Source organism: Leifsonia xyli (genome assembly GCA_001647635.1).
Taxonomy (GTDB): domain Bacteria; phylum Actinomycetota; class Actinomycetes; order Actinomycetales; family Microbacteriaceae; genus Leifsonia; species Leifsonia xyli_A.
This window is the reverse complement of sequence record CP014761.1, coordinates 1,595,714-1,621,520: the sequence shown is the minus strand read 5'-3', so window position 1 is coordinate 1,621,520 and position 25,807 is coordinate 1,595,714. Positions and strand designations below refer to the sequence as shown.

At 67.9% G+C, this 25,807-nt stretch carries 25 protein-coding genes and 3 pseudogenes; 13 read left to right on the top strand and 15 right to left on the bottom strand.

From position 1 onward, the window contains the following. Window positions 1–227: 227 nt before the first annotated feature. A complete protein-coding gene (locus tag A0130_07980; protein ID ANF31619.1) occupies window positions 228–437 on the bottom strand; it encodes a hypothetical protein in 210 nt (69 codons plus the stop codon). Window positions 438–530: 93 nt separating this feature from the next. Here A0130_07980 and A0130_07975 point away from each other — a divergent pair, with 93 nt between their 5' ends. Beyond that, window positions 531–857 (top strand): hypothetical protein, encoded by a 327-nt coding sequence (locus A0130_07975; protein ANF31618.1) that lies wholly within the window; start codon window positions 531–533, stop codon window positions 855–857. Window positions 858–2,621: 1,764 nt separating this feature from the next. Here A0130_07975 and A0130_07970 read toward each other — a convergent pair. Together A0130_07970 and A0130_07965 are read right to left on the bottom strand one after the other, a co-directional pair. Beyond that, the gene (locus tag A0130_07970; protein ID ANF31617.1) at window positions 2,622–2,840 is read right to left on the bottom strand and encodes a hypothetical protein; all 219 of its coding nucleotides are present in this window, start codon (window positions 2,838–2,840) and stop codon (window positions 2,622–2,624) included. Between the two features lie 206 nt (window positions 2,841–3,046). After that, window positions 3,047–3,337, bottom strand: coding sequence for a hypothetical protein (locus A0130_07965; GenBank protein ID ANF31616.1), 291 nt, complete (start codon window positions 3,335–3,337; stop codon window positions 3,047–3,049). 65 nt (window positions 3,338–3,402) lie between these two features. On the opposite strand from A0130_07965, the gene A0130_07960 reads away from it, so the two are divergent. Next, on the top strand, window positions 3,403–3,684 hold the full coding sequence (locus A0130_07960; GenBank protein ANF31615.1) for a hypothetical protein: 282 nt from the start codon (window positions 3,403–3,405) through the stop codon (window positions 3,682–3,684). A 230-nt stretch (window positions 3,685–3,914) separates the two neighbouring features. Here the strand turns inward: A0130_07960 and A0130_07955 are convergent, their stop codons facing one another. Next, window positions 3,915–4,757: a hypothetical protein gene (locus A0130_07955; protein ID ANF31614.1), complete on the bottom strand. Its 843-nt coding sequence runs from the start codon at window positions 4,755–4,757 to the stop codon at window positions 3,915–3,917. 226 nt (window positions 4,758–4,983) lie between these two features. Here A0130_07955 and A0130_07950 point away from each other — a divergent pair. After that, window positions 4,984–5,703, top strand: a pseudogene (locus tag A0130_07950) (hypothetical protein). Window positions 5,704–5,820: 117 nt separating this feature from the next. Here the strand turns inward: A0130_07950 and A0130_07945 are convergent. The 6 genes from A0130_07945 to A0130_07920 form a co-directional block, all read right to left on the bottom strand. Next, window positions 5,821–6,798 (bottom strand): hypothetical protein, encoded by a 978-nt coding sequence (locus A0130_07945; GenBank protein ANF31613.1) that lies wholly within the window; start codon window positions 6,796–6,798, stop codon window positions 5,821–5,823. Continuing rightward, window positions 6,795–7,460, bottom strand: coding sequence for a two-component system response regulator (locus A0130_07940; GenBank protein ID ANF31612.1), 666 nt, complete (start codon window positions 7,458–7,460; stop codon window positions 6,795–6,797). The genes A0130_07945 and A0130_07940 overlap by 4 nt, the downstream gene beginning before the upstream one ends. A gap of 43 nt (window positions 7,461–7,503) precedes the next feature. Further along, window positions 7,504–8,076, bottom strand: coding sequence for a hypothetical protein (locus A0130_07935; protein ANF31611.1), 573 nt, complete (start codon window positions 8,074–8,076; stop codon window positions 7,504–7,506). A gap of 123 nt (window positions 8,077–8,199) precedes the next feature. Further along, the gene (locus tag A0130_07930; protein ID ANF31610.1) at window positions 8,200–8,892 is read right to left on the bottom strand and encodes a hypothetical protein; all 693 of its coding nucleotides are present in this window, start codon (window positions 8,890–8,892) and stop codon (window positions 8,200–8,202) included. After that, window positions 8,889–9,470 (bottom strand): hypothetical protein, encoded by a 582-nt coding sequence (locus A0130_07925; GenBank protein ID ANF31609.1) that lies wholly within the window; start codon window positions 9,468–9,470, stop codon window positions 8,889–8,891. Before A0130_07925 ends, A0130_07930 begins: the two co-directional genes overlap by 4 nt. Before the next feature lie 71 nt (window positions 9,471–9,541). Beyond that, window positions 9,542–10,444 (bottom strand): hypothetical protein, encoded by a 903-nt coding sequence (locus tag A0130_07920; GenBank protein ANF31608.1) that lies wholly within the window; start codon window positions 10,442–10,444, stop codon window positions 9,542–9,544. 214 nt (window positions 10,445–10,658) lie between these two features. Between A0130_07920 and A0130_07915 the strand changes: the two genes are divergently transcribed. From A0130_07915 to A0130_07895, 5 genes are all read left to right on the top strand, one after another. Then, window positions 10,659–11,513, top strand: a complete 855-nt coding sequence (locus A0130_07915) for a mannosyltransferase (protein ANF31607.1) — start codon at window positions 10,659–10,661, stop codon at window positions 11,511–11,513. Between the two features lie 35 nt (window positions 11,514–11,548). Then, window positions 11,549–12,415 (top strand): ABC transporter permease, encoded by an 867-nt coding sequence (locus A0130_07910; GenBank protein ID ANF33349.1) that lies wholly within the window; start codon window positions 11,549–11,551, stop codon window positions 12,413–12,415. Between the two features lie 62 nt (window positions 12,416–12,477). After that, complete coding sequence (locus A0130_07905; GenBank protein ANF31606.1) at window positions 12,478–13,572, top strand: ABC transporter substrate-binding protein; 1,095 nt, start codon at window positions 12,478–12,480, stop codon at window positions 13,570–13,572. Window positions 13,573–13,737: 165 nt separating this feature from the next. Then, window positions 13,738–14,403, top strand: a complete 666-nt coding sequence (locus A0130_07900; GenBank protein ID ANF31605.1) for an alkaline phosphatase — start codon at window positions 13,738–13,740, stop codon at window positions 14,401–14,403. Window positions 14,404–14,528: 125 nt separating this feature from the next. Continuing rightward, window positions 14,529–15,209, top strand: a complete 681-nt coding sequence (locus A0130_07895; GenBank protein ANF31604.1) for a hypothetical protein — start codon at window positions 14,529–14,531, stop codon at window positions 15,207–15,209. 424 nt (window positions 15,210–15,633) lie between these two features. Here the strand turns inward: A0130_07895 and A0130_07890 are convergent, their stop codons facing one another. The 3 genes from A0130_07890 to A0130_07880 are packed head-to-tail and all read right to left on the bottom strand — an operon-like array spanning window position 15,634 to window position 19,279. After that, window positions 15,634–16,893 (bottom strand): diaminopimelate decarboxylase, encoded by a 1,260-nt coding sequence (locus tag A0130_07890; GenBank protein ID ANF31603.1) that lies wholly within the window; start codon window positions 16,891–16,893, stop codon window positions 15,634–15,636. Window positions 16,894–16,895: 2 nt separating this feature from the next. Beyond that, on the bottom strand, window positions 16,896–17,786 hold the full coding sequence (locus A0130_07885) for a hypothetical protein (GenBank protein ID ANF31602.1): 891 nt from the start codon (window positions 17,784–17,786) through the stop codon (window positions 16,896–16,898). Then, a complete protein-coding gene (locus A0130_07880) occupies window positions 17,783–19,279 on the bottom strand; it encodes an amino acid permease (GenBank protein ANF31601.1) in 1,497 nt (498 codons plus the stop codon). Before A0130_07880 ends, A0130_07885 begins: the two co-directional genes overlap by 4 nt. A gap of 157 nt (window positions 19,280–19,436) precedes the next feature. Here A0130_07880 and A0130_07875 point away from each other — a divergent pair, with 157 nt between their 5' ends. Beyond that, window positions 19,437–20,378, top strand: a complete 942-nt coding sequence (locus A0130_07875; GenBank protein ANF31600.1) for a LysR family transcriptional regulator — start codon at window positions 19,437–19,439, stop codon at window positions 20,376–20,378. A 40-nt stretch (window positions 20,379–20,418) separates the two neighbouring features. Here the strand turns inward: A0130_07875 and A0130_07870 are convergent. Together A0130_07870 and A0130_07865 are read right to left on the bottom strand one after the other, a co-directional pair. After that, window positions 20,419–21,369: pseudogene (locus A0130_07870) on the bottom strand (hypothetical protein). A 31-nt stretch (window positions 21,370–21,400) separates the two neighbouring features. Next, window positions 21,401–22,114: a TetR family transcriptional regulator gene (locus A0130_07865; GenBank protein ID ANF31599.1), complete on the bottom strand. Its 714-nt coding sequence runs from the start codon at window positions 22,112–22,114 to the stop codon at window positions 21,401–21,403. 78 nt (window positions 22,115–22,192) lie between these two features. Here A0130_07865 and A0130_07860 point away from each other — a divergent pair, with 78 nt between their 5' ends. The 4 genes and pseudogenes from A0130_07860 (at window position 22,193) to A0130_07845 (ending at window position 24,981) form a co-directional block, all read left to right on the top strand. After that, complete coding sequence (locus tag A0130_07860) at window positions 22,193–23,644, top strand: tetracycline resistance MFS efflux pump (GenBank protein ID ANF31598.1); 1,452 nt, start codon at window positions 22,193–22,195, stop codon at window positions 23,642–23,644. A 121-nt stretch (window positions 23,645–23,765) separates the two neighbouring features. After that, window positions 23,766–24,164, top strand: coding sequence for a hypothetical protein (locus A0130_07855; protein ANF31597.1), 399 nt, complete (start codon window positions 23,766–23,768; stop codon window positions 24,162–24,164). Between the two features lie 7 nt (window positions 24,165–24,171). Next, window positions 24,172–24,620, top strand: a pseudogene (locus A0130_07850) (hypothetical protein). 40 nt (window positions 24,621–24,660) lie between these two features. Beyond that, complete coding sequence (locus A0130_07845) at window positions 24,661–24,981, top strand: antibiotic biosynthesis monooxygenase (protein ID ANF31596.1); 321 nt, start codon at window positions 24,661–24,663, stop codon at window positions 24,979–24,981. The last annotated feature ends 826 nt before the right edge of the window (window positions 24,982–25,807 follow it).

Here is a 25,807-nt window from a genome sequence, read left to right as displayed (position 1 = left end):
CTCTTTGCGAGAGCGCGGGCCTGGTCCAGGGCGCTGCCCACGGCGTCGAGGTCGTCCTAAAACAGGTCCGCGTATACGTCCAAGGTCATGGCGGCGCTCTTGTGGCCGACCATGCGCTGCACCGCCTTCACGTTCGCCCCGGCGCTGACCGCGAGGCTCGCAGCTGTGTGCCTCAGTTCGTGGAGGGTGAGGCGTGGGAACAGAGGCCTAGCCGCGACGGAAGCGCGCTACTCGATCTGGCGAATGTCGAACTTGGTAGCGCCGTCGATGTAAAACTGTGCGGGCTCGACCTGCGGGCTGTCCTGCCGCGTGTTCACGGTGACCGTTCGGCCTCCAAGCCGGATCGCTTCCATCACGTCATGTTGGACTCGGCTGAGGTCATCAATCGCCCAGTGCTCTTCACCGTTGATCGTCATCACGAAGCGGTCGTACGTCATGGCTGCACTCTATTGGGCGATGGCGTCCTAAGGGGGTTCGGCCGCTACGATTTGGGGATGCCTCACGCGCGACGATCCCGCTCTGACATCGGGATGATCGTAATCTTCAGCGTCCTCGGAGTGGGCCTGCTCTTCATGGTTGCTCTGGCAGCGCGGCCATGGTGGGACAGCACCTTGGGGCTCGGCTTCAAAGAAACAATCACCAACGACACCGGCCACACCATTACCTGGGGATGCACGGGTGGCGATCAGACGATGCTGCCGGGAGAGACGAAGGCCGTGACCTTCATTGGTTCGGCCAACGAGTTCGACGGTTGCAACTACGCCGACCAAACGCAGATGTGCTTGGACGAGTATCGCCCTGCTCCGGAGCAGCGGGTGAAGGCGTCCTACGCGATCAAGGAATGGGCCTGCAGGTAAGTCAGCCAAGCATCCGGCCTCGGTCTTTTCGAGTGCCATCGCTGGCGAAGGGCAGTCAAGATCGCGGCGTTGACGAGCAGCGGCGCACTCCTCCCGACAGTGATCCTCTCCCCCGGAAGGGCCGCTCCACCCCCATCAGGAGGCGTTCTCGGCCGCCGTGACCATCAAGAGAGCGGTCCCTGTGATTCGAATCACGATGGATCTCGGAAGCTCATCGTCACATCCCAGATGGCGCGAGAGCGCCTCTGCTCCCTCCGATTTTTCACGTAAGCTGCCACGGTTTCCGCGGCCTTCGAGCTAATCGTGCTCGCCAGGCCGGCCGCTGTTCCGAGGATTGGATTCCCCGCTGCCAGGGAGACGCTGGCACCTACCCCTACGCCTATTCCGGCGAAGGCAAGTCCCTTCGACCCTTCGACCAGCGCCCCGAGGGCAGGGGAACGGCGCGTCCTGCCTTCAACTACAGCAAGGGCATCGTTTAGTTCTTCAGCGAGGTTTGCCTGAGCGGCACGGATTGCGTTGGCATCTTCCGGGATGCCGTCGACCATGAGCATTGCGCTCTTCAGGGTAGATCGCCAGGTGGCGAACGCTTCCTCATCGCGGCGTAGTGCAACGACTGCGCCGATATTCGTTCGAAGGTTCGGCACATCGAACCTCGCAAGGGTTGTCAGTTGCGTCACACGGTTGTCCCCGACCGGCAGGTCTCCGAGGGTAAGTCTGTAATAGGTCTCTTCGGCTCTCGATAGGGCGAGAGGGTTGGCTCCCCTGTCGAGAACAGCCAGCACGTTGCCGCCGAGGTCCCAGGAGAGCCGATAGAGCTCTTCGCCAAGCATCTCGGGATCCAAACCCCGAGTTCGGAGTCCTCCCAGTCTGCGATTCGGGAGTTGCGCACACCCCAGTTCGCCTTCTCACTTACCGAGGGATGTCGCGCACGGTGTTTGCCAGAAAACAGTATTGATCCGTTTTCGACAAGAGGTCGGGTTTCAACCATCCATAGGAGCAGCTGTTCTACAGCGAAACGGGCTTCGGGTGAGTCATCGCGCTCCGAGATCGGATCGAGGGGTGAAAGAAAGCTCGCGTCCAACACCTGTTCGTCCACGTATAGGAGCAGTTGGGTGGCGGCGCTCAGTGCGGTTTTTGCTCCTAGCCGGCCGAAGGTTGGTCTCAACTGGCCCGGCCCCAGTTCGTCCAGATGCCCGGTTCGATAGAAGTAGTAGAGGTCGGGCCATTGATCTCTGAAGGCGAGGAGATGCTGCCACGGAGCTTCCGCTATGCGTGACACGAGAGCTGGCGTGAGAGGTTCGCCCCACCAGTTCTCGATGTAGGCGTACACCTCCAGGGCCTTCTCCTGAATCATGACCAAACAGTATCCGCCATCAACGCGATTCACCGACTGTCCTCCGCAGCCCGAGAAGGTGCGCTGCGCCGCCTCGTTCAGCGTGGGGTCCGCCGACGTGATCGGATCTCGCTCCCCCTTTTCTCCCCGTTTGATCCGGAAACATCCCAGCCCATCCTGGTCCACCCTTGAGCAAATCCCGCTCTTGATCAGGGATTCCATGGGCGCTCTCAGCTGTTCCCGCGCTCACTTTTTAGGTTCAAATCCCACCGGTACCGCCAACGCAAAGACCCCGACTCTCGCGTGAACACTGAGAGGTCGGGGCCTTTCGCGTGCGGGTCAGACCGCGTAGCCGACGACCCGCGCGGCAACTGAAACGGCATCGGGCTGCGTCTGCGCATCCTCATCGCGGCCGCAGAGGGCCGTAGCGCTCAGTCCTGCAGGTCGAAGGTGGGGCTAGCGTACGCGCCCCGGCCATGGCGGAGGTCCCGCACCGCGATCGTGAGCATTGTCGCTCCGCCCACAGTCCACAGGGCGACGAGGAGATACCTCAACAGGTTCCCGTCGCCAGTGATCGCCCAAAACAGTCCGACCACGGCCATGGCCAGCCAAACGACACCATGGCGGATGCGAGGCTTCCCGAAGAGCACGCGATACCAGCGCCGGTCGCTTCGAGGCTCCTTCATGGCGCTGACTCTACCGAGTACAACCAAGCCCGCGCCGGATGGGGGTAGGTTGGGCCGTCATCCCACACGTCAGTCGATGATGTCTTCGGACCGGTCATTGGCCGGACCGAAGCCAATCGTTAAATCGACACCCAGGGCTGCGATGTGCTGGAGAAGATCGATAGGCAACATCACATCGGTTCTCCAGTCAGTGGATTGTCCCACCAGCTCAGGTCGAACTCGTAGTCGGGTCGGAGGGCTCGAAGGATGTCCCCTTTCCCTACCAGCCGCTCGACGACCCAGCGAAGGACCGCAACTCCCGTCGGATCGTCGTCAAGCTCGCTCCTCGGTGGGTAGAGGTTCCAGATGGCCAGGTCATAAGTTCCGAACGACGGGTCGTCGGGTGCCATCAGGTCGCCGCCCTCATGCTGCTCGGACGGCTCGACGCCCAGCATCGCGGTCAGCTCCGTTGAGCCGATCATCCGCGCTTCTGGTGCCGCGCCCAGCCTTGTCCTATGCTCCGAGCATCTGGGGATGGGAGGGCGTCATGATCGAGATGCGCGAAGACAAGGACGGAATCTTCCGAGCCGACGGTCGGGACCGCCCTCTGCCATATGGTCTGCCGGACGACCCGCAGGAACCGTTCGTGGCGATCGTTGCTCCCAACATCGACAAAGTTTCCGGACTGTCATTCGATCGGGGGACGGTTGCCGGCCGCCGGAGCCGCCGTGGCCTGATCGCGTTCGGCGCCTCGGTCGCTGGCGGGGTCGCCGTGATCGGGATCGTCGTCGCGGCGCAAGCGGTCATGAGCTTGTTGGGCGTCGAGTGACGATCCGCGACCGCGACTTTCGGTCCTGAGGCCGGCCATGCCTTCCTGGGTGCTCTGGATCGCCGGCGGCTGCGGTGCGGTGTTCCTCGCGCTGCTCCTGGTGCAGCTGGCAAATCCGGAGGCCCAGCTGTTCCCGGTGGCGCTTCCCTTCGGTATTGCCGGTGCGGCGCTGTCCTTCTTCTACACGATTCGCAAGCAGTAGGTCGCCCGCACAGTGCGGCAGAGGCCGCTCAGCCGATCGCTTCCTCGAGTGCTTCCTGGAGGCGGTCGTCGACCACGATCGACACCGTGCCGTTCTCATCCATCGATGAGACTCGGCTGACCTGCTGATTCCGCGAGAACAACACGTCGGCTGAGATCACGCCGCCGGGCGGTGGTCCCTCGCTGAGCACATGCTGCGTCAGGCCGACGAGTTGTTCGACGGCGGCCAGTGTTGCCGGCCCAGTGACGGGTACCGCGATGATCATGTGACGGTAGGGCACGGTGAAGAGCGTCCCCAGCGGCGCAGCTCCGAGCACCGCGGCAAGATTCGCCGCTTTGGACGCGATGAACAGCGACTGACCGGCGACGACGTGGATGCCGGGCGACGGCTCGATACGCTCGTCGATCGGCTCCTGGTCGGTGTTCAACTGACCGAAGGCGTACAACTCCTCCAGACCCAGGGCGAGCTGGTCGACCTGGTCATCGTGGATGTACGTGACCGTGGTCGGGAAGTCGACGCAGAGCGCCAGGATGAGGTCGCCCGCGAACGGGCGCGCGTAGTGAAAGGTCGGGCCTTCGGGGCCGCCCGCTCCACCCGGCAGGATGCGAGTCCGCACCCGCTGCCGGAGCTCGTCGGCCGACAGGTCTGTTGCGGAGGGGGTGCTCTCGGCGTCGACCAGGCTGTTGATGTGATCGGTGACGATCAGCGTCGCCTGCTCTGCGCTGGCGCCCTGAGTCTTGGCGAACGCGTTGAAGAGCGGGTAGAACTGCGTGTCGGAGGCGACAAGCGTGACATCCTCCGGCTGATCGCCGTGGTGGATGGTGGTCTCGATACCGCGCTCCGCCAGTAGTCGCCGAGCGGTAGCGGTCAACCACTCGATGCGATCTGCGGCCTGCGGCTGTTCCTTGCGGCGACGAAAAAGTCCCAACGGTCCTCCCGGGTCGAGGTCAGCGTAGCAATCGGTGCGTACACGACACACGAAAATCTGGGTCGCCAGAGCCACTCATTCTTAGCGGCTCCTTGCGACGGTTCTCCTAACGTCCGTGTGACTGACCCATGGACAAGGAGTGCCTGTGACCGAGCTCGACCGTGCGGCCCTGCGTGAGAACAAGGTGCCGGAACCGACTGCGTCTTTCTGGACCATCAAGATCCTCGCCACGACGGTGGGGGAGACCGCGGCGGACCTCCTCGCGACCAGCCTTCATCTCGGCACGCAGCTCACCTCGGTGGTCATGGCGGCGCTGTTCCTGATCGCGCTTGTGGCGCAGTTCCGCACCACTCGCTATGTCCCCGCCGTCTACTGGCTCACGGTGGTCTTGATCAGCGTCGTCGGCACCCTCATCACCGACAACCTCACCGACGGCCTCGGCGTACCTCTGGGTGTTTCGACGACGGTGTTCGCCGTCGCGCTCGCCGTCACGTTCGCCGTCTGGTACGGCGTGGAGCGGAGCCTGTCCATCCACGAGATCGTGACGCGCCGCCGTGAGGCGTTCTACTGGCTCGCCATCCTCTTCACTTTCGCTCTCGGCACCGCGGCCGGTGATCTCCTCGCCGAGCAGCTGGACCTCGGCTACCTGGTCTCCGTCATCGTCTTCGCCGCGGCGATCGGGGTCGTCGCGCTCGCTCACTTCGCGTTCCGGCTGGGCGCCATCGTCGCGTTCTGGCTCGCGTATATCCTGACCCGGCCGCTGGGGGCCTCCCTGGGCGACTTCCTCTCGCAGCCGACAACGGACGGCGGCCTCGGGTTGGGGACGATCGTCACCAGCCTCCTCTTCCTGGCCGCGATCGTGGCGGTGGTCATCTACCTGACGGTCACGGGCAACGGGCGGACTCCCCGCTTGGTCGCGCGGACGGCCACGCCGACGGCGGAGCCGGAGGCTGCACTCGAGGACTGACGTGCCTTGCAGGTCATGAGCCCGGAGCAGTCGAAACCGTCAGCTCGCGGGTACCCGGAACTCGAGGATGGTGCCCGTCGGTCCCGTCGACACGACACGGACGTCACCGCCGTAACCGACGGCCGTCTCGCGCACGAGCGCGAGCCCGATCCCGTAGCTGGTCCGTTCGTGTCGTGGATTGGAGGGCTCGGCGCGGGCGAAACGGTCGAACACGCGAGCCGGATCGATGCCGACGATTCCCGACCCCTGGTCGGCGACCCGGAGAAGCGCGTACCCCTTCCTCCGACCGACGGTCACGGTGACGTTCGATCCGGACGGGGAGTGCGCCACGGCGTTGTCGATCAGTGCGGTCGCGCATCGTTGGACGCTCGCAGCGGGGAAACGTGTCTCCGGATCGGCCGCGCGGCGGAAGTCCAGTCGGACGCCGGCGCCCGAGGCGAGCACGGCGAGGGACTCGACGGCGCGCTCTACCGGTTCGGCGAACGGCGTCGGCCGGGTCTCCACCACCCGCGTCGTGTCCGCTGCGAGGAGCAGATCGTTGACGACGTCGATCAGGTTGCGCGCGTCGGCACGCAACTCGGCGACCGTGGACGCGGAAGGGTCGTCGGGCGCCAGCCGTCGTTGCAGCGTCTGCAGGCGCAGGTCGAGCGCGGTGAGAGGGGTGCGGAGCTCGTGGCTGGCGTCGGCGACGAAATCACGTTGCAACTCAAGCGCTCGCCCGAGCGGGCGGACTGCTCGACGGGTGACGATCATGCTCATGACGCCGGCGATGATGACCGCGAGGACGCCGACGGAGATCAGGGCGACCATCGCCTCGGTGGTGTCGATGTAGATCTTGTGCTCGCCGGGCTTCGGTGGCTCGTTCACCTCGGAGGGTCGCAACTCGTCGAGGATGACGAAGAAGGCGATGCCGATGGCCGCGACGACGAGGGCGCCGGAGGCGATCGTCAGCTGCATCCCGACGACACGGGAGGCGCGACGGACGTCTCGGGATGCGGAGTTGCGGGAGTCGGTCATGGCTGACCCAGCCGGTAGCCTTCGCCGCGGACCGTGGTGATGATCTCCTGATCGGTCTTGCGGCGGAGGTAGTGCACGTACGTGTCGACAGTGCCGGGTTGCTCGTCGCCTTGGAAGACGACGTCGAGGATCTGCGACCTGCTGAAGATGCGTCGCGGGTTCTCGGCGAACAACCGGAGCAGGGCGCTCTCCCGTTCGGTCAGCTGGATGCGGCCGTCGTACGGAGAGTAGATGCAGCGGCTATCGGGGTAGAGCCGCCATTCGCCGATGGGCAGCTCGCGTCCTTCGCCGGTGAACGTCCGGGTGAGCGCCCGCAGGCGGGCGAGGAGCTCGTCGAACTCGAACGGCTTCACGAGGTAGTCGTTGGCCCCGGCGTCGAGCCCTTCGACGCGATCCTGCACGGCGCCGAGGGCGGTCAGCATCAGGATCGGTGCGACGACGCGGCCGTCACGCAACGAGCGGACGACACTCACGCCGTCCCGCCCCGGCAGTCGGCGATCGACGACGATCACGTCGAAGACGCCGGCCAGCCCCCGGCGGAGGCCGGCCTCGCCGTCGACCTCGCGGACGACGTCGTAGGTCTCCGCGAGGACGTCCTCGATGAGCGGCCCGAGGCGCGGGTCGTCCTCCACGAGGAGCACGCGGAGACGGTCGGAAACCATGAGGCCAAACCTACCTTCGACCGATAAGACGCCACTAAGCCGCTCAGCCGCCGAGGGCAGCGACGATCGTCTGTGCCCGATCCCAGTACTGGGCGTAGTAGCCGGCGTCGGAGTTGACCTGGACAGCGTGAGCGAGCGCGGAGGGTTCCATCGTCTGCCATCCGTCGATGGTGGTGAGCTTGGAGAAGAAGTTCGTCGCGGCGGTATAAGGATCCATTCGGTCGGCGAGTGAACCCCACGCCCCGTTGTCACGCTGCTGGAAGAGGCCACGGCTGTCCGGGCCGGCAGCGTCGCCGTAGTCGAGGTTGCGGAGTCCCGTCTCACCGATCGCGGTCATCACGCCGACCGCCTGAGTGTGCATGCCGATCCCCTGGTCGCGGGCCGCGTTCATGATGTGAGCGGCCATGACCAGCTGGGACTGGCAGAAGCCGGCGACTGGACCGGCGGGGACGACGATGGTCCCCACGGTGACAGGTGCCGCGGCCGGGCAGGCCGGTGTGGGACTCGACGACGGCGTGGTCGCCGCCATCGTCGTCGCCACGATGCTGGGCGCAGCCAGCCAACCGCCGATCGCCAAGGCTCCTGTCGCGAGGATGCCGACGACGAGTTTGCGCATTGTGAGCCTCCTTCCACCGGCATCCGTCAGGCGAAGGTACGAAGCCTACCTGGGCGTTGATCATGCGTTCGCTCCTCGACTCCTGCACAACGGCGGTAAGCGTCGCGGCGAAAGGTTGACTGCTCAGCGCCGACGGACGGCGTAGCGGTGCTCGGGGCGACCGGTCGCCCCGTAGCGCAGTTCGAGCTTGAGGACTTCGCTCTGCTCCAGCTGTGACAGTGCGCGCTGCGCGGTGGCCCGGCTCACGCCGATCGCGGCGGCGACCTCGGTGGCTGAGCTGCTCTCCGATCGTGACGCCACCGCGTCGTAGACGGCTTGAAGCGTGGGGGCCAGGCGGCGCAACGCCTCGGTCTGAGCGGCGGGGCTGGAACGCATCAACTCGAAGATGCGGTCGATGTCGTGCTGTGTCGCCTCGACGCCGAACTCGGAGATGCTCTCGTGCGCCTTTCGGAACGTCGTCAGGCGCTCGGACAGCTCCGCGAAGCCGAACGGCTTGACCAGATAGTGGAGCGCGCCGAGCTGCACGGCGAGCCGGACGGTGGGGATGTCGTTGGCCGCCGAGATGACGATCACCGCCGGAGGGGCCGGAGCGGTGAGGAGCTTCCTCACCACCTGAAGACCATCTCCATCGGGCAGGTAGATGTCGATCAGAACCACGTCCGGGTGCAGTGACTCGGCGAGCGTCAGCGCCTCGGACGCGGTATGCGCCTCGCCGACTACCCGGAACCCCGGAACAGCCTCGACGAAGCCGACGTGGACGCTCGCCACCCGGAAGTCGTCGTCGACGACCAGCACCGTCAGCTCCTTCTCGCTCACGAGCGCACCTCGGTGACCGTGGGCGCGGATCGCGGGACGACGACCTCGAAGGTCGCGCCGCCGTCGCCGGAGACCGTGACCGTGCCGCCGAGCTTCGTCACCGTGGAGTGCACGAGCGAGAGGCCGAGACCGCTGTGCCGCACCAGAGAACCGCGCTTGGTCGTATAGCCGTTCTCGAAGATCCGCGGGATATCGGCGCTCGGCACCCCGGGTCCGTTGTCGGAGACCCGCACCGTGAGCGAGTGCGCCGTCTCGACGATGCCGACGACCACGCGACGCGGTGCAGCAGCTCCCGCGAGGGCATCGAAGGCGTTGTCGATCAAGTTGCCGAGGATCGTGGTCAGCGCCTGCACGCGGTCCGGTGCCTCGCAGACGTCGGTATCCGGCGAGACGACGAGCTCGATGCCGCGCTCGTTCGCCTCCGCCGCCTTGCCCAGCAGCAGCCCGATCACCATCGGCGCGCCGATGTGCGTTCGCAGGGTGTTGTCCAGGTCTGCGGTGGTGCCCCGGATCTCGGTCAGATAGCTCAACGCCTCGTCCGAGCGGCCCAGCTCGAGGAGCCCGGAGAGGGCGTGCATCCGGTTCGAGAACTCGTGCTGCTGGGCCCGGATGGACTCGGTGAAGCTGCGCTCGCCGTCCAGCTCCCGTGTCAGGCCGGTGAGCTCGGTGCGGTCCTGAAGGGTGAAGACGGCCCCGTGCGCCCGCCCCCGAGGGTCACCGGCATGCGGTTGATGACCAGGACGTACTCGTCCGTGACGGCGATCGCGTCCTTCACCTCGCTGGTCCCGGTGAGCGTGTCGCGGATCGGGCTGGCGGCGAGGACGTCCTCCAGCCGGCGTCCTCGCGCTCCGTCGGGGAGGCGCAGCAGCCGCTGGGCCTCGTCGTTGACGACCGTGATGCGGCCTGCGGGATCGATGGCGATGACGCCCTCGCGGATGCCATGGAGCGTCGCCTCGCGCTCCTGCAGCAGCCGGGCGATCTCGTCGAGCTCGAGTCCGAAGGTGCGTCGCTTCAGCAGGCTCGCCAGCGCGAACGACGCAAGGGCGCCGATCGCGAGCACCAGGGCGAACCACAGCGCGTAGGACGGGAGCTCGCTCAGCAGCTCACCGGACACGCTGCTCTCGCGGATGCCGACCGACACCTCCCCGACTACGCGATCGCCGGCGCCGAACATGGGCACCCGGGCATTCGCGTTCACGCCGGTGGCCCCGCTGTCCGTGCCGAGGTGCACCTTGCCGTCGCGGGCGACGATCGGTTCGGAGACCTTCTTGCCGATGAGTGACGGGTCCGGATGCGTGTGCCGTACCCGGTTCAAGTCGATGACGACGACATAGGCGGCGCCGGTCCGGTTCGCGGTCTGCGATGCCAGGGACTGCATCGTCGCATCGCACGTCGCGGTCGGCGTCTCCATGCACTCCTGCACCACGGGGATGCCCGCGAACGTCTGGGCGATTCCCGCCGCTCTCGCCTGGTAGTCCGCGTCCAGGTTCGTGCGCGCGGTCTGCGCGAAGAGGAGGAACCCGATGGCCATCGAGGCGGTCAGGATCACCACCTGAGCCAGCAGTATCTGGCTCGACAGTCGTCGGATCCGTCGTCGCATCAGAAGCACATCATGTCATCCGCGCCTGGGGATCGCACGCGCGCAGAATGCGCAGAACCCGCCGCAACGCGCACAACGAAGCGAATGGCGCACAAGCGCGACAGGCCGGGGTCCGCGGCCGCAGCATCGACTGCGACACACCCGCAAGACAGAGAGGTCTTTCGACATGGGCGACCCACGACCCCGCACGACCATCGGATCCCCCGGAGCGGATCAACCCGCCGGCATCGACATCGTCGGGCTCACCAAACGGTTCCTCACCCCCAAGGGCGACACCTTCACCGCGATCCACGACGTCACGCTGACCGTCGAACCCGGGCAGTTCTGCGCCATCGTCGGACCGACCGGCTGCGGCAAGTCCACCACCCTCGCGCAGGTCTCCGGTCTCGAGCGGCCGAGCGCCGGCTCGGTGAGCGTCGGCGGCCGGATCGTCGACGGCATCACCAGCGGCGTCAGCTACATGTTCCAGGCCGACTCGCTCTTCCCGTGGAAGACGGTGCTCGGCAACGTCATGATCGGCCCCGTGCTCGTCGGCACCCCGAAGAAGGAGGCGGAGGCGCTGGCGATGGACTGGCTGCGCCGGGTCGGTCTCGCGGGCTTCGAAGACCGGTACCCGCACCAGCTGTCCGGTGGAATGCGCAAGCGCGTCGCGATGGCGGCCGCCCTCATCAACAACCCGCGCATCCTTCTCATGGACGAGCCGTTCGGCGCGCTGGACGTGCAGACCAAGGCGATCATGCAGACCGAGCTGCTCGGCCTCTGGGAGGAGCTGCGGCCCTCCGTGCTGTTCATCACCCACGATCTGGATGAGGCGGTCGCGCTCTCCGACCGGGTCGTGATCATGACCAGCAGCCCCGGCACCGTCAAGGACGTCTTCGACGTCGACCTGCCGCGTCCCCGCGGCGACGTGCAGGAGATCCGCCACGAGGAGCGCTTCCTCGAGATCCAGGGCCGCATCTGGGAGTCGCTGCGCGACGAGGTGACGCGGGCCTACGAGCAGACGGCAGGGGCGGCGGCGTGAGCACCATGACCAGCACATCCAGAACCACCACGACCATCGGCGCCGACCCGGCCGCGGCGCAGCAACGGGAGACCGAACTCCAGCTCGCCGGGCGGCGCGCTCGCCGCAGCCGCACCACCTGGGTGTGGGTCGGACGCATCGGCGTCGCCGTGTTCGTCATCGGCGGGTGGCAGTGGTTCACCGCGGCCGGCTGGGTCGACAAGTTCTTCTACGGACAGCCGTCCGGCATCTGGGACAGCCTGGTCCGGCTGTTCACCCAGGGCACCGCGTTCGGCACCATCTGGGAGAACCTGTGGATCACCGTGCAGGAGGCGTTCCTCGGCTTCCTCCTCGGCACCGTCGCAGGCGTGGTCATCGGCATCCTGTTCGGCTCGAACCGCTACCTCGCGTCCGTGTTCGGTCCCTACATCAAGATCGTCAACTCCATCCCTCGCATCGTCCTCGGCTCGATCTTCATCGTCGCCTTCGGGCTCGGGGTCTTCCCGAAGGTGCTGCTGGCCGCGGTGCTGGTGTTCTTCGTCGTCTTCTTCAACGCCTTCCAGGGCGTCCGAGAGGTCGACCAGAACCTGGTCGCCAATGTCCGAGTGCTCGGCGCCTCCCCGTTCCAGGTCGCCCGGCACGTCACCATCCCGTCGGCCATGACCTGGATCATCGCGAGCCTCCACACCGCGTTCGGCTTCGCCATCATCGGAGCGCTCGTGGCAGAGGTGCTCGGAGCCCAGCACGGCATCGGGCTGATCATCAGCCAGTCGCAAGGCAACTTCGACCCGAACACCGTCTTCGCCTGCATGGTGATCGTCGCCGTCGTCACGCTGATCGCCGAGTACCTCATCACCCTCCTGGAGAAGGCGCTGCTGAAGTGGCGGCCGCCGAGCCGCTCGGAGTCGGCCCAGGCCATCTAGAACCCACGACCCTGCAACGACGCAGACCGCCGGCACGCCGGCACCACGAAAGGAACATCCACATGAAGAAGCGCACCATCGGTGTCATCGCGGCGGCGGGAGTCGTCGCGCTGGGACTCGCCGCCTGCAGCTCCGGCGCCGGAGGCGCCTCGTCCGGTTCCAGCTCGGACAGCGCCTCGATGCCGACCGTCAAGATGATGGTCGGCGGCATCGACAAGCAGATCTACCTGCCCTACCAGCTGGCGCAGAGCCTCGGCTACTACAAGAAGTACGGCGTCAACATGGAGCTCTCCACCGAGCAGAACGGCGGCGTCGGCGCCGAGGAGGCGATGGCCTCCGGGCAGGTCGACATGGCGGGCGCCTGGTACATCCACACCGTCGACTTCCAGTCCAAGGGCAAGAAGGTCATCAACCTCGTCCAGCTCTCCGGCGCCCCGGGTGAGCGGGTCATGTGCAGCCCCAAGGCCGGAGTGAGCTCCGCCGCCGACTTCAAGGGCAAGAACATGGGCGTCACCGACCTCGGCTCCGGCACCGACGAGCTGACCCAGTTCCTCGCGGCCAAGGCCGGCGTGGACAAGAAGCAGTACAACACGATCGCAGTACACGCCGGGTCGACGGCCATCGCGGCCATCCAGCGCGGCAGCGCGGACTGCGTGATGACCACACAGCCGACCGTCGGCGCGCTGACCAGTCAGAAGCTGGCGGTCACCGGCGTCGACCTCGCGACCACCAAGGGTGCGACGAAGGCGCTCGGCGGCGACTGGCCCGCAGCGGGCCTGCTCGCGAACGAGAGCTGGGTGAAGAGCCACGAGGATGCGGCCCAGAAGGTCGTCGACGCCCTCGTCGCCACCATGCACTGGATCTCTTCCCACAGCGCCGCCGACATCGCGAACAAGCTGCCGCAGGACTTCGTGCAGAACGCCACGATCACCAAGCAGCAGTACATCGACGGTCTCGCCACCGACAAGGGCCAGTTCCTGCCGGACGGCATCATGCCCGCCGGCGGCCCGAAAGTCATCTTCGACATGGAGAAGACCATCGGCGTCGACACCTCCAAGGTGACGTACCAGGACACCTTCACCAACAAGTACGCCGACGCGGCGAACAAGCTCGAAGGTTTCACCCCCACCACCAAGCCGGCCGGCGCCGACGGCTGACTCTGAGCCAGGAGAGCCGGCCCGCTTCCCCTCCATCCACAGCGGGCCGGTTCTCCTCAGGGGGAGGATGCGTTCGGCGTCCTCTCTTAGAGGCTTCTGGGGAGTGGTTCGCGACGCTGGGGGAGTACACGTCGCTGAACTGACGACCGGCACCCGGGAGGACCGATGATCTCGCACGCATCCATACCGCTGCTCGACGCGTCGACCTGGCTGCACGCCTTCGGACCGTGGGTGCTTCTCGGCATCGCCGTTATCGTGTTCATCGAATCGGGCGTCCTCTTCCCGTTCCTGCCGGGCGACTCGCTGCTCATCACAGCGGCGATCCTCGCCCCGAAGCTCGGCATTGAGATCTGGCAGATCGCCGTCGTCGCGATCGTCGCCGCCTTCCTCGGCGACCAGGCCGGCTACTGGATCGGCAAGCGCTTCGGGCGGGGCCTGTTCAAGCCGGATGCTCGGGTCCTGAAGACGGAACGGCTGGAGGCGGCTGAGGCCTTCTTCGCGAAGTACGGCGGGCCGTCGCTCGTTCTGGGCCGATTCGTCCCCTTCGTCCGCACCTACGTCCCGCTGTCGGCCGGCATCGCGAACATGCGCTACCGCCGGTTCCTGCTGTGGAACGCCCTGGGCGGAATCAGCTGGGTCGTCGTGATGGTCGTCCTCGGCGTCCTGCTCGGCGGGATCCCGTTCATCGCGAACAACATCGACGTGCTCATGATCGTCGTCATCGTGGTCTCGCTCGCCCCGATCGTGATCAGCGCACTCCGCCGGCGGAAGCGCGCTCGCGCTCAGCAGCGCGGCGAGGGCCGTCGCGACGACGGAGTCCGCGTCGACTGAAGGCGCGACGTGCGGCCGCCGTTCGGCTCCCGGACGGGGGATGTCTCGCTGGTCCCGATCTCCCATACGCTCCAGACGTGGGGGCACAGCGGGGGCCAAGCGACGCGGCCGGCGGATGGAAGCGGTTGCTGGCGATCGCGATGATCGTCGTCGTCGCGGTTCCGGTTCTCAGCTTCTGTGCTGTCGCCGGCTACACCGTGGTGGTCATCGTCGGTGCGCTCCACCCCTTCGCGACGAACGAAGCGGAGAAGAAGATCAAGCCTTTCGAAGTCGCCCTGGAGAAAGAGGGCGGCACGAGGCTCTGCGGCAACGGGGATGCAGGCTACGGCCCCGACAACCTGACCCCGTGGTCGATGGCGTACTACGTGGTGCCCCACGCGGGCCGAATCTCCGAGACCCTGAAGCAGACGGCGTCCGCCCAGGGCTACGACCTCTCTCCCGCCGGCCATGAGGATGACGGATCACCGGTACCGGACGAGGCGCTCCGATCCGGGGATTCGCTGCGCATCTCCATCTATCGGAGCGCAGACGTTCCGCTCTATTGCGAGGACGTGGAGCGCTACGGGGAAGCTCGACGCGTCGACGGTGACGACGCGATCGTCGAAGTCGGCGTCCAGCTGCCCGCCCACACCGAAAGGGTGGGTCCTGCCACTGCTCGCATCGTTCTCGGGCGCGGCCTCGCTCACGAGCCTGAGCCTGCGTCGGGGGATGGCTCGGCCGGGGTCGGGACGATGATGCGCCCGTCGTCGGCCCCGCCGACCTGTATCCGCCCGTCCGTCCCGATCGCGACCTGGCGGCTCCACTGATCGGGCATCGGACACGGGCCTCCCGTCTGGCGCGGGATGAGCACCAGCGCCATCGACGCGGCGGCGGTCGTGGTGGCCGCCTGGTCGTGCAGCGAGACCACGAGGTCGTGCTTCTTCGTGAGGTCCACGGTGTTCGGGACGACGACCTCGAAGGACGGCTCCGTTCCGTTCTCGCGGTCGCAGGCGCCTTCAAAGCAGGCGTGAACGGTGCCGCCCGGATGCAGACGGAGCCAGATGGTGGCGTCGGCGGCGATGTGAGGGGGTCGGATGTCGGGCATCGAGCAGGCCGTATACAACGGAGTGCAGCCGGCGAGCAGGGTAACGGCGAGCAGGCCCGTCGCCAGGGGTGCGCCACCCCGAAATCGCGTCATGCCCGTGCGGCATCAAGATGTGCCATGGCGTGAGCGTATCGTGCGGGAGCGACTCAGACATCCCGCGCGAACAGGTCCGCCCACGTCTCGCGGCGGATCACGGCCCTGGCCTCGCCGTCGCGCACGAAGACGACCGGCGGTCGGCGGTAGCCGTTGTAGTTGTTCGCCATGGTGTGCGTGTACGCACCCGTAGCGGGGACGGCCAGGAGGTCGCCGACCCGCGCGGCGGGCAGCCGCAGCGGATCGATGAGCACGTCGCCGGACTCGCAGTGACGGCCGACCACCACGACGTCCTCGGTGTCCGCGTCGTGGAGGCGGCCGGCGAGGACGGCCTCGTAACGCTGCTGGAAGAGGGCGGCCTCGAGGTTGTCGCCCATGCCGCCGTCGACGGCGACGAAGTTCCGGGCGTCGCGCTTCACGGTGGTGACCGTGTACAGGGTGAAGGCGGAGGCGTTCACCATGCTGCGGCCGGGCTCGATGATGAGCTCCGCCTCGGCGGGCAGGTGCTCGTCCGCCGCGGCCAGCAGCGCCTCGACGTAGCTGTCCACGGAGGCGGGGCGGTCCTCGAGCGTGTAGCGGGCGCCGAGGCCGCCGCCGAGGTCGTAGACCGGGAAGGCGCCGAGTGCGGCGAGCGGAGCGACGGCCGCGGCCAGCTCCGACGGGTCCATGACCTGCGAACCGACGTGGGCGTGCAGCCCGCGCAGGTCGAGGAGCGGGCTCGCCTCGATTCGCTCGATGACGTGCCGCGCAGCCTGGGGGGTCAGCCCGAACTTGGAGCCCACCTGCCCGGTCTGCACGTGCGGGTGCGTCGAGGAGACCACCCCGGGGATGACGCGCACGAGCACGCCCTGGATGCTGCCGGGCGCGACCAGCTGCTCCAACCGATCCACGTCGTCTTCGTTGTCCACGACGACGAGCCCGACACCGGCCTCGACCGCGATCCGCAGCTCCTCCGTGGTCTTGGCGTTGCCGTGCATGACAACGAGTGCGGGATCCACGCCCGCGCGCAGGGCGCTGAGGATCTCGCCGCCGCCGGCGACGTCCAGGCCGAGCCCCTCCTCCACCATGACTCGCTGAACCGCGGTCGCCGGGAACGCCTTCGACGCGAAGACGACGCGCGCGTTCGGCCGGCGCGAGGTGAGGGCGTCGCGGTACTCGCGCGCTCTCGCCCGCAGGGCGCCCTCGTCGACGACGATCGCGGGCGTGCCGAACTCCTTCGCGAGGTCGTCGACCCGGCACCCGGCGATCACGAGCGTGCCGTCTGAGTCGACGGCGGCCCCGGCGGGGAAGAGGTCGAGAAGGGGATGGGGCATGGCTACTCTCTTCCGTGCGGGACGACGACGACCGGCACGGGGGAGTGGCGGACGATCTTGGCGGCGTGCGAGCCGAGGAAGACACGAGCGAGGGGGCCGAGCGTGCTCGAGCCGACCACCAGCACCTCGCCCGGCTCCCAGCCGATGTCCTCGATGGCCGCCTCCCACGACTCACCGGTGCCGACGGCGATACCGGAGATGGTCGGAGCGTCCGGCAGCTCCTCGACCTGGCGCACCACCGCCTCCGCGTGGCGTTCGATGTCGGCCGCCCAGGTGTCCGTGATCGGCTGCTCGGCGTCGAGCCCGGCGCCCGACGTCCCGGAATCGCGCGGCACGACGGCGAAGGAGGCGACGCGCAGCTCGGCACCGACCGCCGCCGCGACGCCCGCGGCGCCCAGCACCAGCGCCGCTGAGGCGCCCGTGCCCCGGTAGGCGGCCGTGACCCGGCTCACGCGGGCGTCCTCCGCGGCGCGGTACCCGCGCGGGGCGAGGGCGACCGGAACGGGAGAGGCGTGCAGGAGGGTGTCGCTCTCGGCGCCGAGGGCGATGCGACCCGGGTGCCCTGCGGCTCCGGAGCCGACGACGATGAGGGACGCCTCCCGCTGCTCGGCGAGCTCCACGAGGCCGCGCCGAGCCGACGGGGCTTCGTGCAGCACGTATTCCGCGGCCGTCGAGCCTCCGAGGACGGCGGCGGCATGGTCGAGCGCGCCGTCGGCGTTCTCCTTCGTGTAGCCGCGCCACTCCGCATCCGCTCCTCCGGCCGTCGAGGGCCACGCGGGCGGGACGACGGCGGCCACGATGAGGTCCGCGCCGGAGGAGCGGGCGAGCATCGCGGCGAGGTGCAGCGCCGACGCCGAGCGGTGGGCGGGGTCGACCCCGACGACGATCCTCATCTCCGGCCGGCCTTCCGGCGCGCCGCCGCCTCGCGGATCTCGCTCTTGCTGGGCTGCGCGAAGTTGCTCGTGTACGGCGCGTCGCCGCCGGCGACCGGCTGTCCCGTCTGCAGCGCCGAGTGCTTCCGGCCGTAGAACCAGTAGAAGACGAGGAACGCGGCGGTCCAGATCAGGAAGACGACGATCGTGATGAGGCGCAGCTGCGTGATGATCGCGATGCAGCCCGCGATCGACAGGATGGGGATGGTCCAGCCGAACGGGAGGCGGAAGCCGCGCTCCAGCTCCGGCTCGCGCACCCGCAGGATGATCACGCCGAGCGACACGACGAGGAAGGCCACGAGCGTTCCGATGCTCGTCATCTCGGCCAGGAAGTCGATCGGGATGACGGCAGCGAGGATGCTCGTGGCGATCATGACGATGACGGTGTTCCGCACCGGGGTCATCGACCGCGGGTTCACCTTCGCGAAGACCGGCGGGATCATCCCGTCCCGCGACATGGCGAACAGGATGCGCGTCTGCCCGTACAGCACGACGAGCGTCACGGAGAAGATGGAGATGATGGCGCCGATCGCGACGATGGTGCCCGGCCAGCTGGCGCCGACGATGTTCTGCAGGATCGCGGCGAGTCCCGCATCCTGGTTCTCGAACTTCGAGGGCGCCTGCGCGCCGAGGGCGGCGATGCTCGTGCCGACGTAGAGCACGATGATGATCAGCAGAGCGAAGATGATGGCGAGCGGCAGGTTCCGCTTGGGGTTCTTGGCCTCCTCGCCGGCCGTCGACACCGCGTCGAGGCCGACGAACGAGAAGAAGATGATCCCGGCTCCGCCGACGATGCCCGCGAATCCGGCGGGAGCGAAGTTGTGGAAGTGGTCGGCGTTCCACCCCGTGAACGCGACCGCGCAGAAGAAGACGACGACGGCGATCTTGATGACGACCATGATGCTGTTGACCGTCGTGGACTCGCGCGCTCCCCGCAGGAGCAGCAGCGAGCAGAGCACGATGACGATCACCGCGGGGACGTTGACGATGCCGCCCTGCTCCGGGGCCTGGGAGAGCTGCACGGGCAGCTGCCAGCCGAACAGGTTCTGCAGGAGCTGGTTGACATACTGCGACCATCCGACGGCGACGGCGGCCGTGGAGACGCCGTACTCCAGCAGCAGGCAGGCTCCGACCGCCATGGCGGTGCCCTCGCCCAGCGTCGCGTAGGCGTAGGAGTAGGTCGAGCCCGAGACGGGGACGGCGCCCGCCATCTCGGCGTAGCACAGCGCGGTCAGGCCGGCGACGACGCCGCCGATGACGAACGACCAGATCACGGCGGGACCGGCGACGGGGACCGCCTGGGACAGGATGAAGAAGATCCCGGTGCCGAGCGTCCCACCGACCCCGATCATGGTCAGCGAGAACAGGCCGATGCTCCGCTTGAGCTGGGCCTCACCCGCTCCCGGAGGCGTCGTGGGTTTCCTGCGCAGCAGTTGCTGGGCGATGGTGGGCATACCAGTCTCCTTCGAATGGCGGGGCAATCGGATCCGCCATCCATCGTCGCGGTGGGCGCGGCCGACCAGAACCCCCAAAGTCCGCCCGACCCACATAGAGTGTATGTGGCTCGCTTCGCCGCTGAAGCGACGGCATCCATCCAGACAGGGCACGTGCATGGCAGATCTGAGGCAGTTCGAGGCGCTCAAAGCCGTGCACGCCGAGGGCTCGGTCACCGCGGCCGCCCGTCGGCTGGGGTGGGGTCAGCCGACGGTCGACTACCACCTGAAGAACCTGGAGCGCCTGGTCGGTTCGCCGGTGCTGACGCGTTCACCGCGTGGCAGCCGGCTGACCCCGGTCGGCATGCTGCTCCTCGAGCGTGCGCAGCAGATCTTGACGCTCAGCGAACGTGCGATCGGGGATGCGCGCGAGTTCAGCGAGCTCGGACGGGTGCGTCTGCGGCTCGGGACGTTCGCGACCGCTGCCGCCAGCATCCTGCCGTTCGTCGCGGCCGCGGTCGGCGACCTGGGGATCGGGATCGACGCGACGGTCGAGGAGGTCCCGGCGCTCGTCGACCGGATCAACCGCGGCGCGCTCGACGCCGCGCTCGTCTACACAGTGCCCGGCTACGAGCTGCCGTTCCGCCCGACCGTGCACGCGATCGAGGTGTACCGCGATCCCCTGATGCTCGCGCTGCCGTCCGGCCATGCTCTTGCCGCCCGCCCGGCGATCGACCGTGCCGCGCTGCTCTCCCTGCACGACGAGCGCTGGGTCTGCGCCACGTCGCGGGAGGACGCGATCGACCGCGTCCTCGCCGACGCGTTCGCTTCGGAGGGGCAGGTCCTGGACGTGGCGATCCGGACCGACGACTTCCAGGTCCTCCTCGGGATGACCGCCGCACGGATGGTGGTCGGGATCATCCCCCGGCTGGCGACGACGGCGGAGCACCCGGGCATCGTGCTGCGGCCGATCGACGACCCGTCGTTCGTCCGCTCGATCCACGTGGCGACGGCGCCGCCGGAGGACGCCGACGGGCGTTCGTCGCCGGCCGTCCGCCACCTGGTCGCCGCGGTCCGGGACGGGTTCGCCGCGGTCAGCGGCGCGTCGGCCTCGCTCTGAGGATCGCCGGGGAGTTCACCCGGAGACCCGGGCTGTTCAGCACCAGCGCCTCGGCCGCGCTCTCGTACCAGGCGCCGGCCGGTGGCCCGCCGTTGCAGGGGCCGTCGCTGGCGCCGGGGTGCTTCACCCAGAGCAGGGCGTCCAGCTTGGTCGAGGCCGACTCCGTGATCTGAGGGTTCTGGCCGAGCGCCGCCCCGGGCGGGTTGCACCAGGTGCCGGTCCAGCCGTTGCCGTTGCGGGACACGTCGATCACGAAGTGCTTCCATCCGGTGCGGGAGGAGATCTTCCCGGCGTAGTCCCGCTCGCTCTGCGTGGTGTCGAAGTTGGAGACGTTGGTGAAGAATCCGCGCGCACCGGCGATCCCGGCGGCCTTCAGGTAGGCGGATTGTGCGTCCGGGGTCAGCCAGCGGGCGTTGCCGCCGTCGAGATAGGCGGACAGTCCTGAGCCCGCCAAGATCGAGACGGCGGACTGCAGCAGCGGAAGTCGCGTCGCGGCCACACCCGCGCATTTCGCACTGGAGAGCATGGCGAGGGAGTCCGGCTCGACCAGGACGACGGCGCGGCTGCCCGCCAGCGCGGCCCCCACCTGCCGGGTCCACTCGAGGTATTGGTCGGGCGTGTAGCCGCCCGCCGAGAAGCCGCCGCAGTCCCGGTTCGGGATGGCGTACGTCACGAACACCGGTGTCGCTCCCTGGGCAGCGGCCGCGCGCAGGTGGCGCTGGATCACGCTGACCAGAAGCGTCGGCGTGTACCAGTCGCCCAGCCAGACCGCCATCGGCCGGCTCGCGATCCGGCCGATGAGCGCCGCCTTCGCCGTATCGCCCTGGGCGGTGAGGGAGTCGTACATCCGCTGGGCGTCGCTCGTGGGGTCGACGTAGAGGCGGCTGCCGAAGGCGGGAAGGTCGTCGGCGCGGGCCGCCGGCGGGGGCGCCCCTACGAGCGCCGCCACGACGAGGGCTGCGCCGATCAGGGTGGCGATCGTTCTGCGCATACCGGAACTATCGGCCGGAATGCGGAAGTGGTCAGCGGGTCCCTCTGGACGCCCGTCCCGCCTGCAGTTCGAGCCCTGCCAGCAGGAGGTCCAGGCCGGCGCGGAACTGATCGCGGTCCTCGTGCACCGCGAACTCGTCGACGATGTGGTGGATGAAGGGGAACTCCGCGGGGTCCAGCGCGCGCCACTGCCTGGTCGCCTCCGCGAGGTACTGCTTCTGGTCGAGCTCGCCGGAGAGGACGGCGTCCGGCAGCTCCTGACCCATGTCGGCGGCGGTGCCGATCACGAAGCCGACGACGGCGGAGGCGGCGTAGAAGCTCTCGCGCGGAGTGAGGCCGAGACGCATCACCTCTTCGCCGATCCGCTCGTAGAGCATCAGCGAGTGGACCTGGCGGCCGGTGTCGCGCATGGCGTAGGCGCCCAGCCAGGGGCGGTCGACGATGGCGTCGAAGAGTGTGCGGGCGATCGCGCGCAGGTCGGCGATCGGATCGTCGGACGCCACGTCGGACACCGCCTCCAGGACGCCCTCGAGCACCGAGTCGGCTGCGAGGTCGAGGAGCTCGTCGCGTCCCGACACGTACCAGTACACGCTCGCCGGGCCTCCGCCGAGCCGGGTGGCGAGGGCGCGGATGGTGAGTCCCTGCGCACCGGACTCGTCGAGGATCGCGACGGCCTCGGCCAACACGGACTCGAGGGAGTGCGACGCCCGCTGACGCTGCTGGGCGGTGCGCTGTGGATTGCTCATGCTTGCAGTTTATCGAACGCTGTTCTATTCTATCGAACGTTGTTCGAGACTCGAACACTGTTCGATACAGGAGCCGCCATGAGCACCGCAACCGTCACCCGATCCCGCGCCTACGCATCCATGAAGGCGGCGTGGATGCCCCTCGCCGCCCTCTGCCTCGCCTTCTTCGTAGAGATGGTGGACAACACCCTGCTGTCCGTCGCGCTCCCCACCATCGGGCGCAGCCTTGGCGGCGACACCACTTCCCTGCAGTGGATCACGGGCGCGTACTCGCTCACCTTCGGCGGCCTGCTGCTGACGGCCGGATCGGTCGCCGACCGCTTCGGTCGCCGTCGGGTGCTCCAGATCGGTCTGGGCCTGTTCGGGCTGCTGAGCCTCGGTGTGCTGCTGGTCACCACCACGGGCGAGCTCATCGCGCTGCGCGCCCTGCTCGGCATCGCTGCGGCCGCGATGGCGCCGATCACGAACTCCCTCGTCTTCCGGCTGTTCGACGACGACAAGCTCCGGATGCGCGCGATCACCCTGATGATGGTCGTCGGCATGTCGGGCTTCGTCCTCGGTCCGCTCCTCGCCGGAAGCGTGCTCGCGCACCTCTCCTGGCAGTGGCTGCTGCTCATCAACGCGCCGATCGCCCTCATCGCGTGCCTCGGCGTGCACTTCGGCGTCGCGCCAGACACCGCCGACGGCCTGACGAAGGACAGGCTCGACCTTCCCGGCGCCGCGCTCAGCATCCTGACGATCGGCCTCGCCTGCTACGCGCTGACCAGCGGGGTGCAGAACGGATGGCTGTCGCCGCTGACGATCGCGGTCGCGCTCGGAGCCGCGGTGTCCCTCGTGCTGTTCATCGTGCGCGAGCGCCGAGCTGCGTCGCCGATGCTCGACCTGCGGCTGTTCCGCCGCGGCACTGTTCGCGGCGCCGCCATCGCCCAGATCGGCACCTCGATCGCGATGGCGGGTGTGATGTTCGCGCTGGTGCTCCACTTCCAGTACGCCTGGGGATGGACGCCGCTGATGGCGGGGCTCGCGAACCTCCCGATCATCCTCACGATGATCGGCGCGACGCCGCTGACCGAGTGGATGGTGCGCCGCTTCGGACATCGCATCGCCTGCTTCGTGGGCGCGCTCGTTCTCGCGGCCGGACTCGGCCTGATGGCGTGGAGCGTGCAGCAGAACTACGTGGCGATCGCGATCTCCATGGTCGTGATGACGATCGGCCTGCGCACGGTCATGACGATCTGCGCGGTCGCGCTCGTCGGCGCGATGCCCGAGAACCGCACGTCGATGGGCGCCGCGATGAACGACGCGGCCCAGGAGGTCGGTACCAGCATCGGCACAGCGGTCGTCGGAACGCTCATCTCCGTGCTCGTCACCACCGTGCTGCCGAACGGGACGTGGAGCCACGGGCTCGTCGCGTCGTTCTTCCACGGCGAGCAGGTGGTTTTCGGCATCCTCGCCGTGGCGGTCGGCCTGATCGCGGGCTTCGGGGCTCTCACGCTGACGAACGCGCGCACCGTCGACGAGCACGCCTGACGTCGTCCTGCCCCGCGGGTGAAATCGCGGAGTGGCTTTGGGCATGACAGCACATAGGCCGGGATCGCGGCGCCGCGTAGCGTCCAGGGATACCAACCCCCGCTGCGGATAAGGAGCCATCATGGCTGATGCGAGAAACGACGACGACAGGACTCCCGCGCAGGACGACTTCGTCCTCACCATCGAGAGCGGCCCGCTCACCGAAGTGGATGTCATCGAGACCGACGACGGGTCGCACGTGGACCTCGCGATCGAGGCCGTGGCCGTCGACCCGGACACGGGAGACACCGTGCCGGTGACCATCGCGCTGAACGCGGATGACTCCGCCTACGTCGTGACCATCGCCGGCGATGAGATCGTGGTGCCGCTCGAAGAGACGGCCGAGGAGTCGAGCCACCGGCAGTCGGCCCTCATCCGTTCGCTGCGGAAGCTTCAGCAGCTGGCGCAGCGGGTGGAGGAGGAGACCAAGGGGACGGCCAAGCGGCTGGCGGAGAAGTTCAAGCGCCACGGAAAGAGGTGACGGCGCCATGGAACTTCTGGGTGTCGCCGCGTTCGAACGCTTCTTCCGCGAGGCCGCCAGCCTCGATGTGGACAAGGATGATCTGCGGCGTTTCGGCGATTTCGTGAACGACAGACTCTACGACCTGCTTCTCCGCGGCATGGCGAATGCGAGAGCCAACGGCCGCGACGTCATCGAGCCGCAGGACTGCCGATCACCAAGGGACTGCAGGAGTCCGTCCAGGCCTTCGAAGCGATCGACGAGGAGCTGTCGTTGGATTCGCTCCTCGAACAGCTGACGCGGCGCCCTCCACTCGACCTCGTCTACAGCGACGAGCTGCGCGATCGGCTTCCGCAGATCGCGGGCGGACTCGGTGTGGCGCTCGCTCGGACGTTTCGCATCCTCAACGGGGATGTCAAGAACCCGCAGACCCGCCACTGGGACCAGGCTTCACGCGTCTGGGACCTGCTTCTCTAGCAGGTCGCATCACGAGTCACATATCGAAGAGGAGACGGACATGGACCTCACGCTCGGTGTACTGGCATTGCTCGAAGCGAAGCCCGAGAAGGCCGCGGAGGTGAAGGAGTTCCTGATCGGCGGCAAGGACGTGGTGGAGCGCGAGCCGGGAACGCGCACCTGGTACGCGTTCCAGATCGACGAAACCCACTTCGGCATCTTCGATTCCTTCGCCGACGAGGATGCACGGAACGCCCACCTCGGCGGCGAGATCCCGAAGGCCCTCGGCCAGGTCGGCCCGGACCTGCTGGCGAGGGACCCCGACCTGCGGACGGTCGACCTCCTCGCTGTGAAGCACGAGGAGGTCGGCACTCGCTCCTAGAGCGCGTCGTCGCGACGGTCGTCGTGCGACTTATCTGCGGTGTCCTTCAGGTGCGCTTTGGCGTCGGCGACGGTGTCCTTGATGCTCCCCTCGACCTGCTCCGCCTTGCCTTTCACGACGCGTGACTCGTCATCGGTGGCCTTGCCGATGAGCTCGTCGACCTTGCCCTTCAGCTTGTCGCCCTTTGCGTCGACCTTGTCGTCGAGTCCCATGCTGTCTCCTTGGATCGGTGCGGATGCTTCCGCGATTGCCGGACACGGTACGCGGATCTGAAGGCACGAGAAGGGGAGGCCGGACGCGGTCTCGTTGGGTACTGTCGCAGCATGCGCGAGAAGCCGGGCAGGGCGGACGCACCCGCGAAAGCGTGGTGGCGGGAACTCACGGTCGTGGCGTGCGCACTGCTCGTCAGCGTGGTGCTGCTCGTCATCCTCCACGCCGCCGGCGATCCCGGCTGGGTGCGGCCGGTGCTTCCCCCGGTCCCGGGCTCTGCTACCGCCATCTGGCAGGTGCAGACCACCTTCCTGTCCGTGGGGTTCGCCGGGCTGACCATCGCGGCCCAGCTGTTCGCGGAGGCTCCCCTCGCGATCGGCACCTCGCGGAAGCGCGTCCTCTCGTACATCGGCGCGAGCTGGTTCGTGACCGTCGGGCTCGCCGGGAACGCGGTCATGGGCCTCGCGTCCATCCGGCCGCCCGGCCACTGGCAGCGTGAGCTCGCCACCGCCCTGGAGCAGCGCGGCGAGCGGGTCGTCTACCCGCAGCTGCCGGATGCTGCACAGCCGCGGCTCGAAGCGTGGCGGGCGGCGGCCGACGCGGCGCTGCGCGAAGC

Coding starts and splice junctions, on each gene's coding strand:
- A0130_07980 (ANF31619.1), bottom strand. CDS start 437: ATGACGTACGACCGCTTCGTGATGACGATCAACGGTGAAGAGCACTGG.
- A0130_07975 (ANF31618.1), top strand. CDS start 531: ATGATCGTAATCTTCAGCGTCCTCGGAGTGGGCCTGCTCTTCATGGTT.
- A0130_07965 (ANF31616.1), bottom strand. CDS start 3,337: ATGATCGGCTCAACGGAGCTGACCGCGATGCTGGGCGTCGAGCCGTCC.
- A0130_07960 (ANF31615.1), top strand. CDS start 3,403: ATGATCGAGATGCGCGAAGACAAGGACGGAATCTTCCGAGCCGACGGT.
- A0130_07945 (ANF31613.1), bottom strand. CDS start 6,798: ATGACCGACTCCCGCAACTCCGCATCCCGAGACGTCCGTCGCGCCTCC.
- A0130_07940 (ANF31612.1), bottom strand. CDS start 7,460: ATGGTTTCCGACCGTCTCCGCGTGCTCCTCGTGGAGGACGACCCGCGC.
- A0130_07935 (ANF31611.1), bottom strand. CDS start 8,076: ATGCGCAAACTCGTCGTCGGCATCCTCGCGACAGGAGCCTTGGCGATC.
- A0130_07925 (ANF31609.1), bottom strand. CDS start 9,470: ATGCACGCCCTCTCCGGGCTCCTCGAGCTGGGCCGCTCGGACGAGGCG.
- A0130_07915 (ANF31607.1), top strand. CDS start 10,659: ATGGGCGACCCACGACCCCGCACGACCATCGGATCCCCCGGAGCGGAT.
- A0130_07905 (ANF31606.1), top strand. CDS start 12,478: ATGAAGAAGCGCACCATCGGTGTCATCGCGGCGGCGGGAGTCGTCGCG.
- A0130_07900 (ANF31605.1), top strand. CDS start 13,738: ATGATCTCGCACGCATCCATACCGCTGCTCGACGCGTCGACCTGGCTG.
- A0130_07890 (ANF31603.1), bottom strand. CDS start 16,893: ATGCCCCATCCCCTTCTCGACCTCTTCCCCGCCGGGGCCGCCGTCGAC.
- A0130_07885 (ANF31602.1), bottom strand. CDS start 17,786: ATGAGGATCGTCGTCGGGGTCGACCCCGCCCACCGCTCGGCGTCGGCG.
- A0130_07880 (ANF31601.1), bottom strand. CDS start 19,279: ATGCCCACCATCGCCCAGCAACTGCTGCGCAGGAAACCCACGACGCCT.
- A0130_07875 (ANF31600.1), top strand. CDS start 19,437: ATGGCAGATCTGAGGCAGTTCGAGGCGCTCAAAGCCGTGCACGCCGAG.
- A0130_07865 (ANF31599.1), bottom strand. CDS start 22,114: ATGAGCAATCCACAGCGCACCGCCCAGCAGCGTCAGCGGGCGTCGCAC.
- A0130_07860 (ANF31598.1), top strand. CDS start 22,193: ATGAGCACCGCAACCGTCACCCGATCCCGCGCCTACGCATCCATGAAG.
- A0130_07855 (ANF31597.1), top strand. CDS start 23,766: ATGGCTGATGCGAGAAACGACGACGACAGGACTCCCGCGCAGGACGAC.
- A0130_07845 (ANF31596.1), top strand. CDS start 24,661: ATGGACCTCACGCTCGGTGTACTGGCATTGCTCGAAGCGAAGCCCGAG.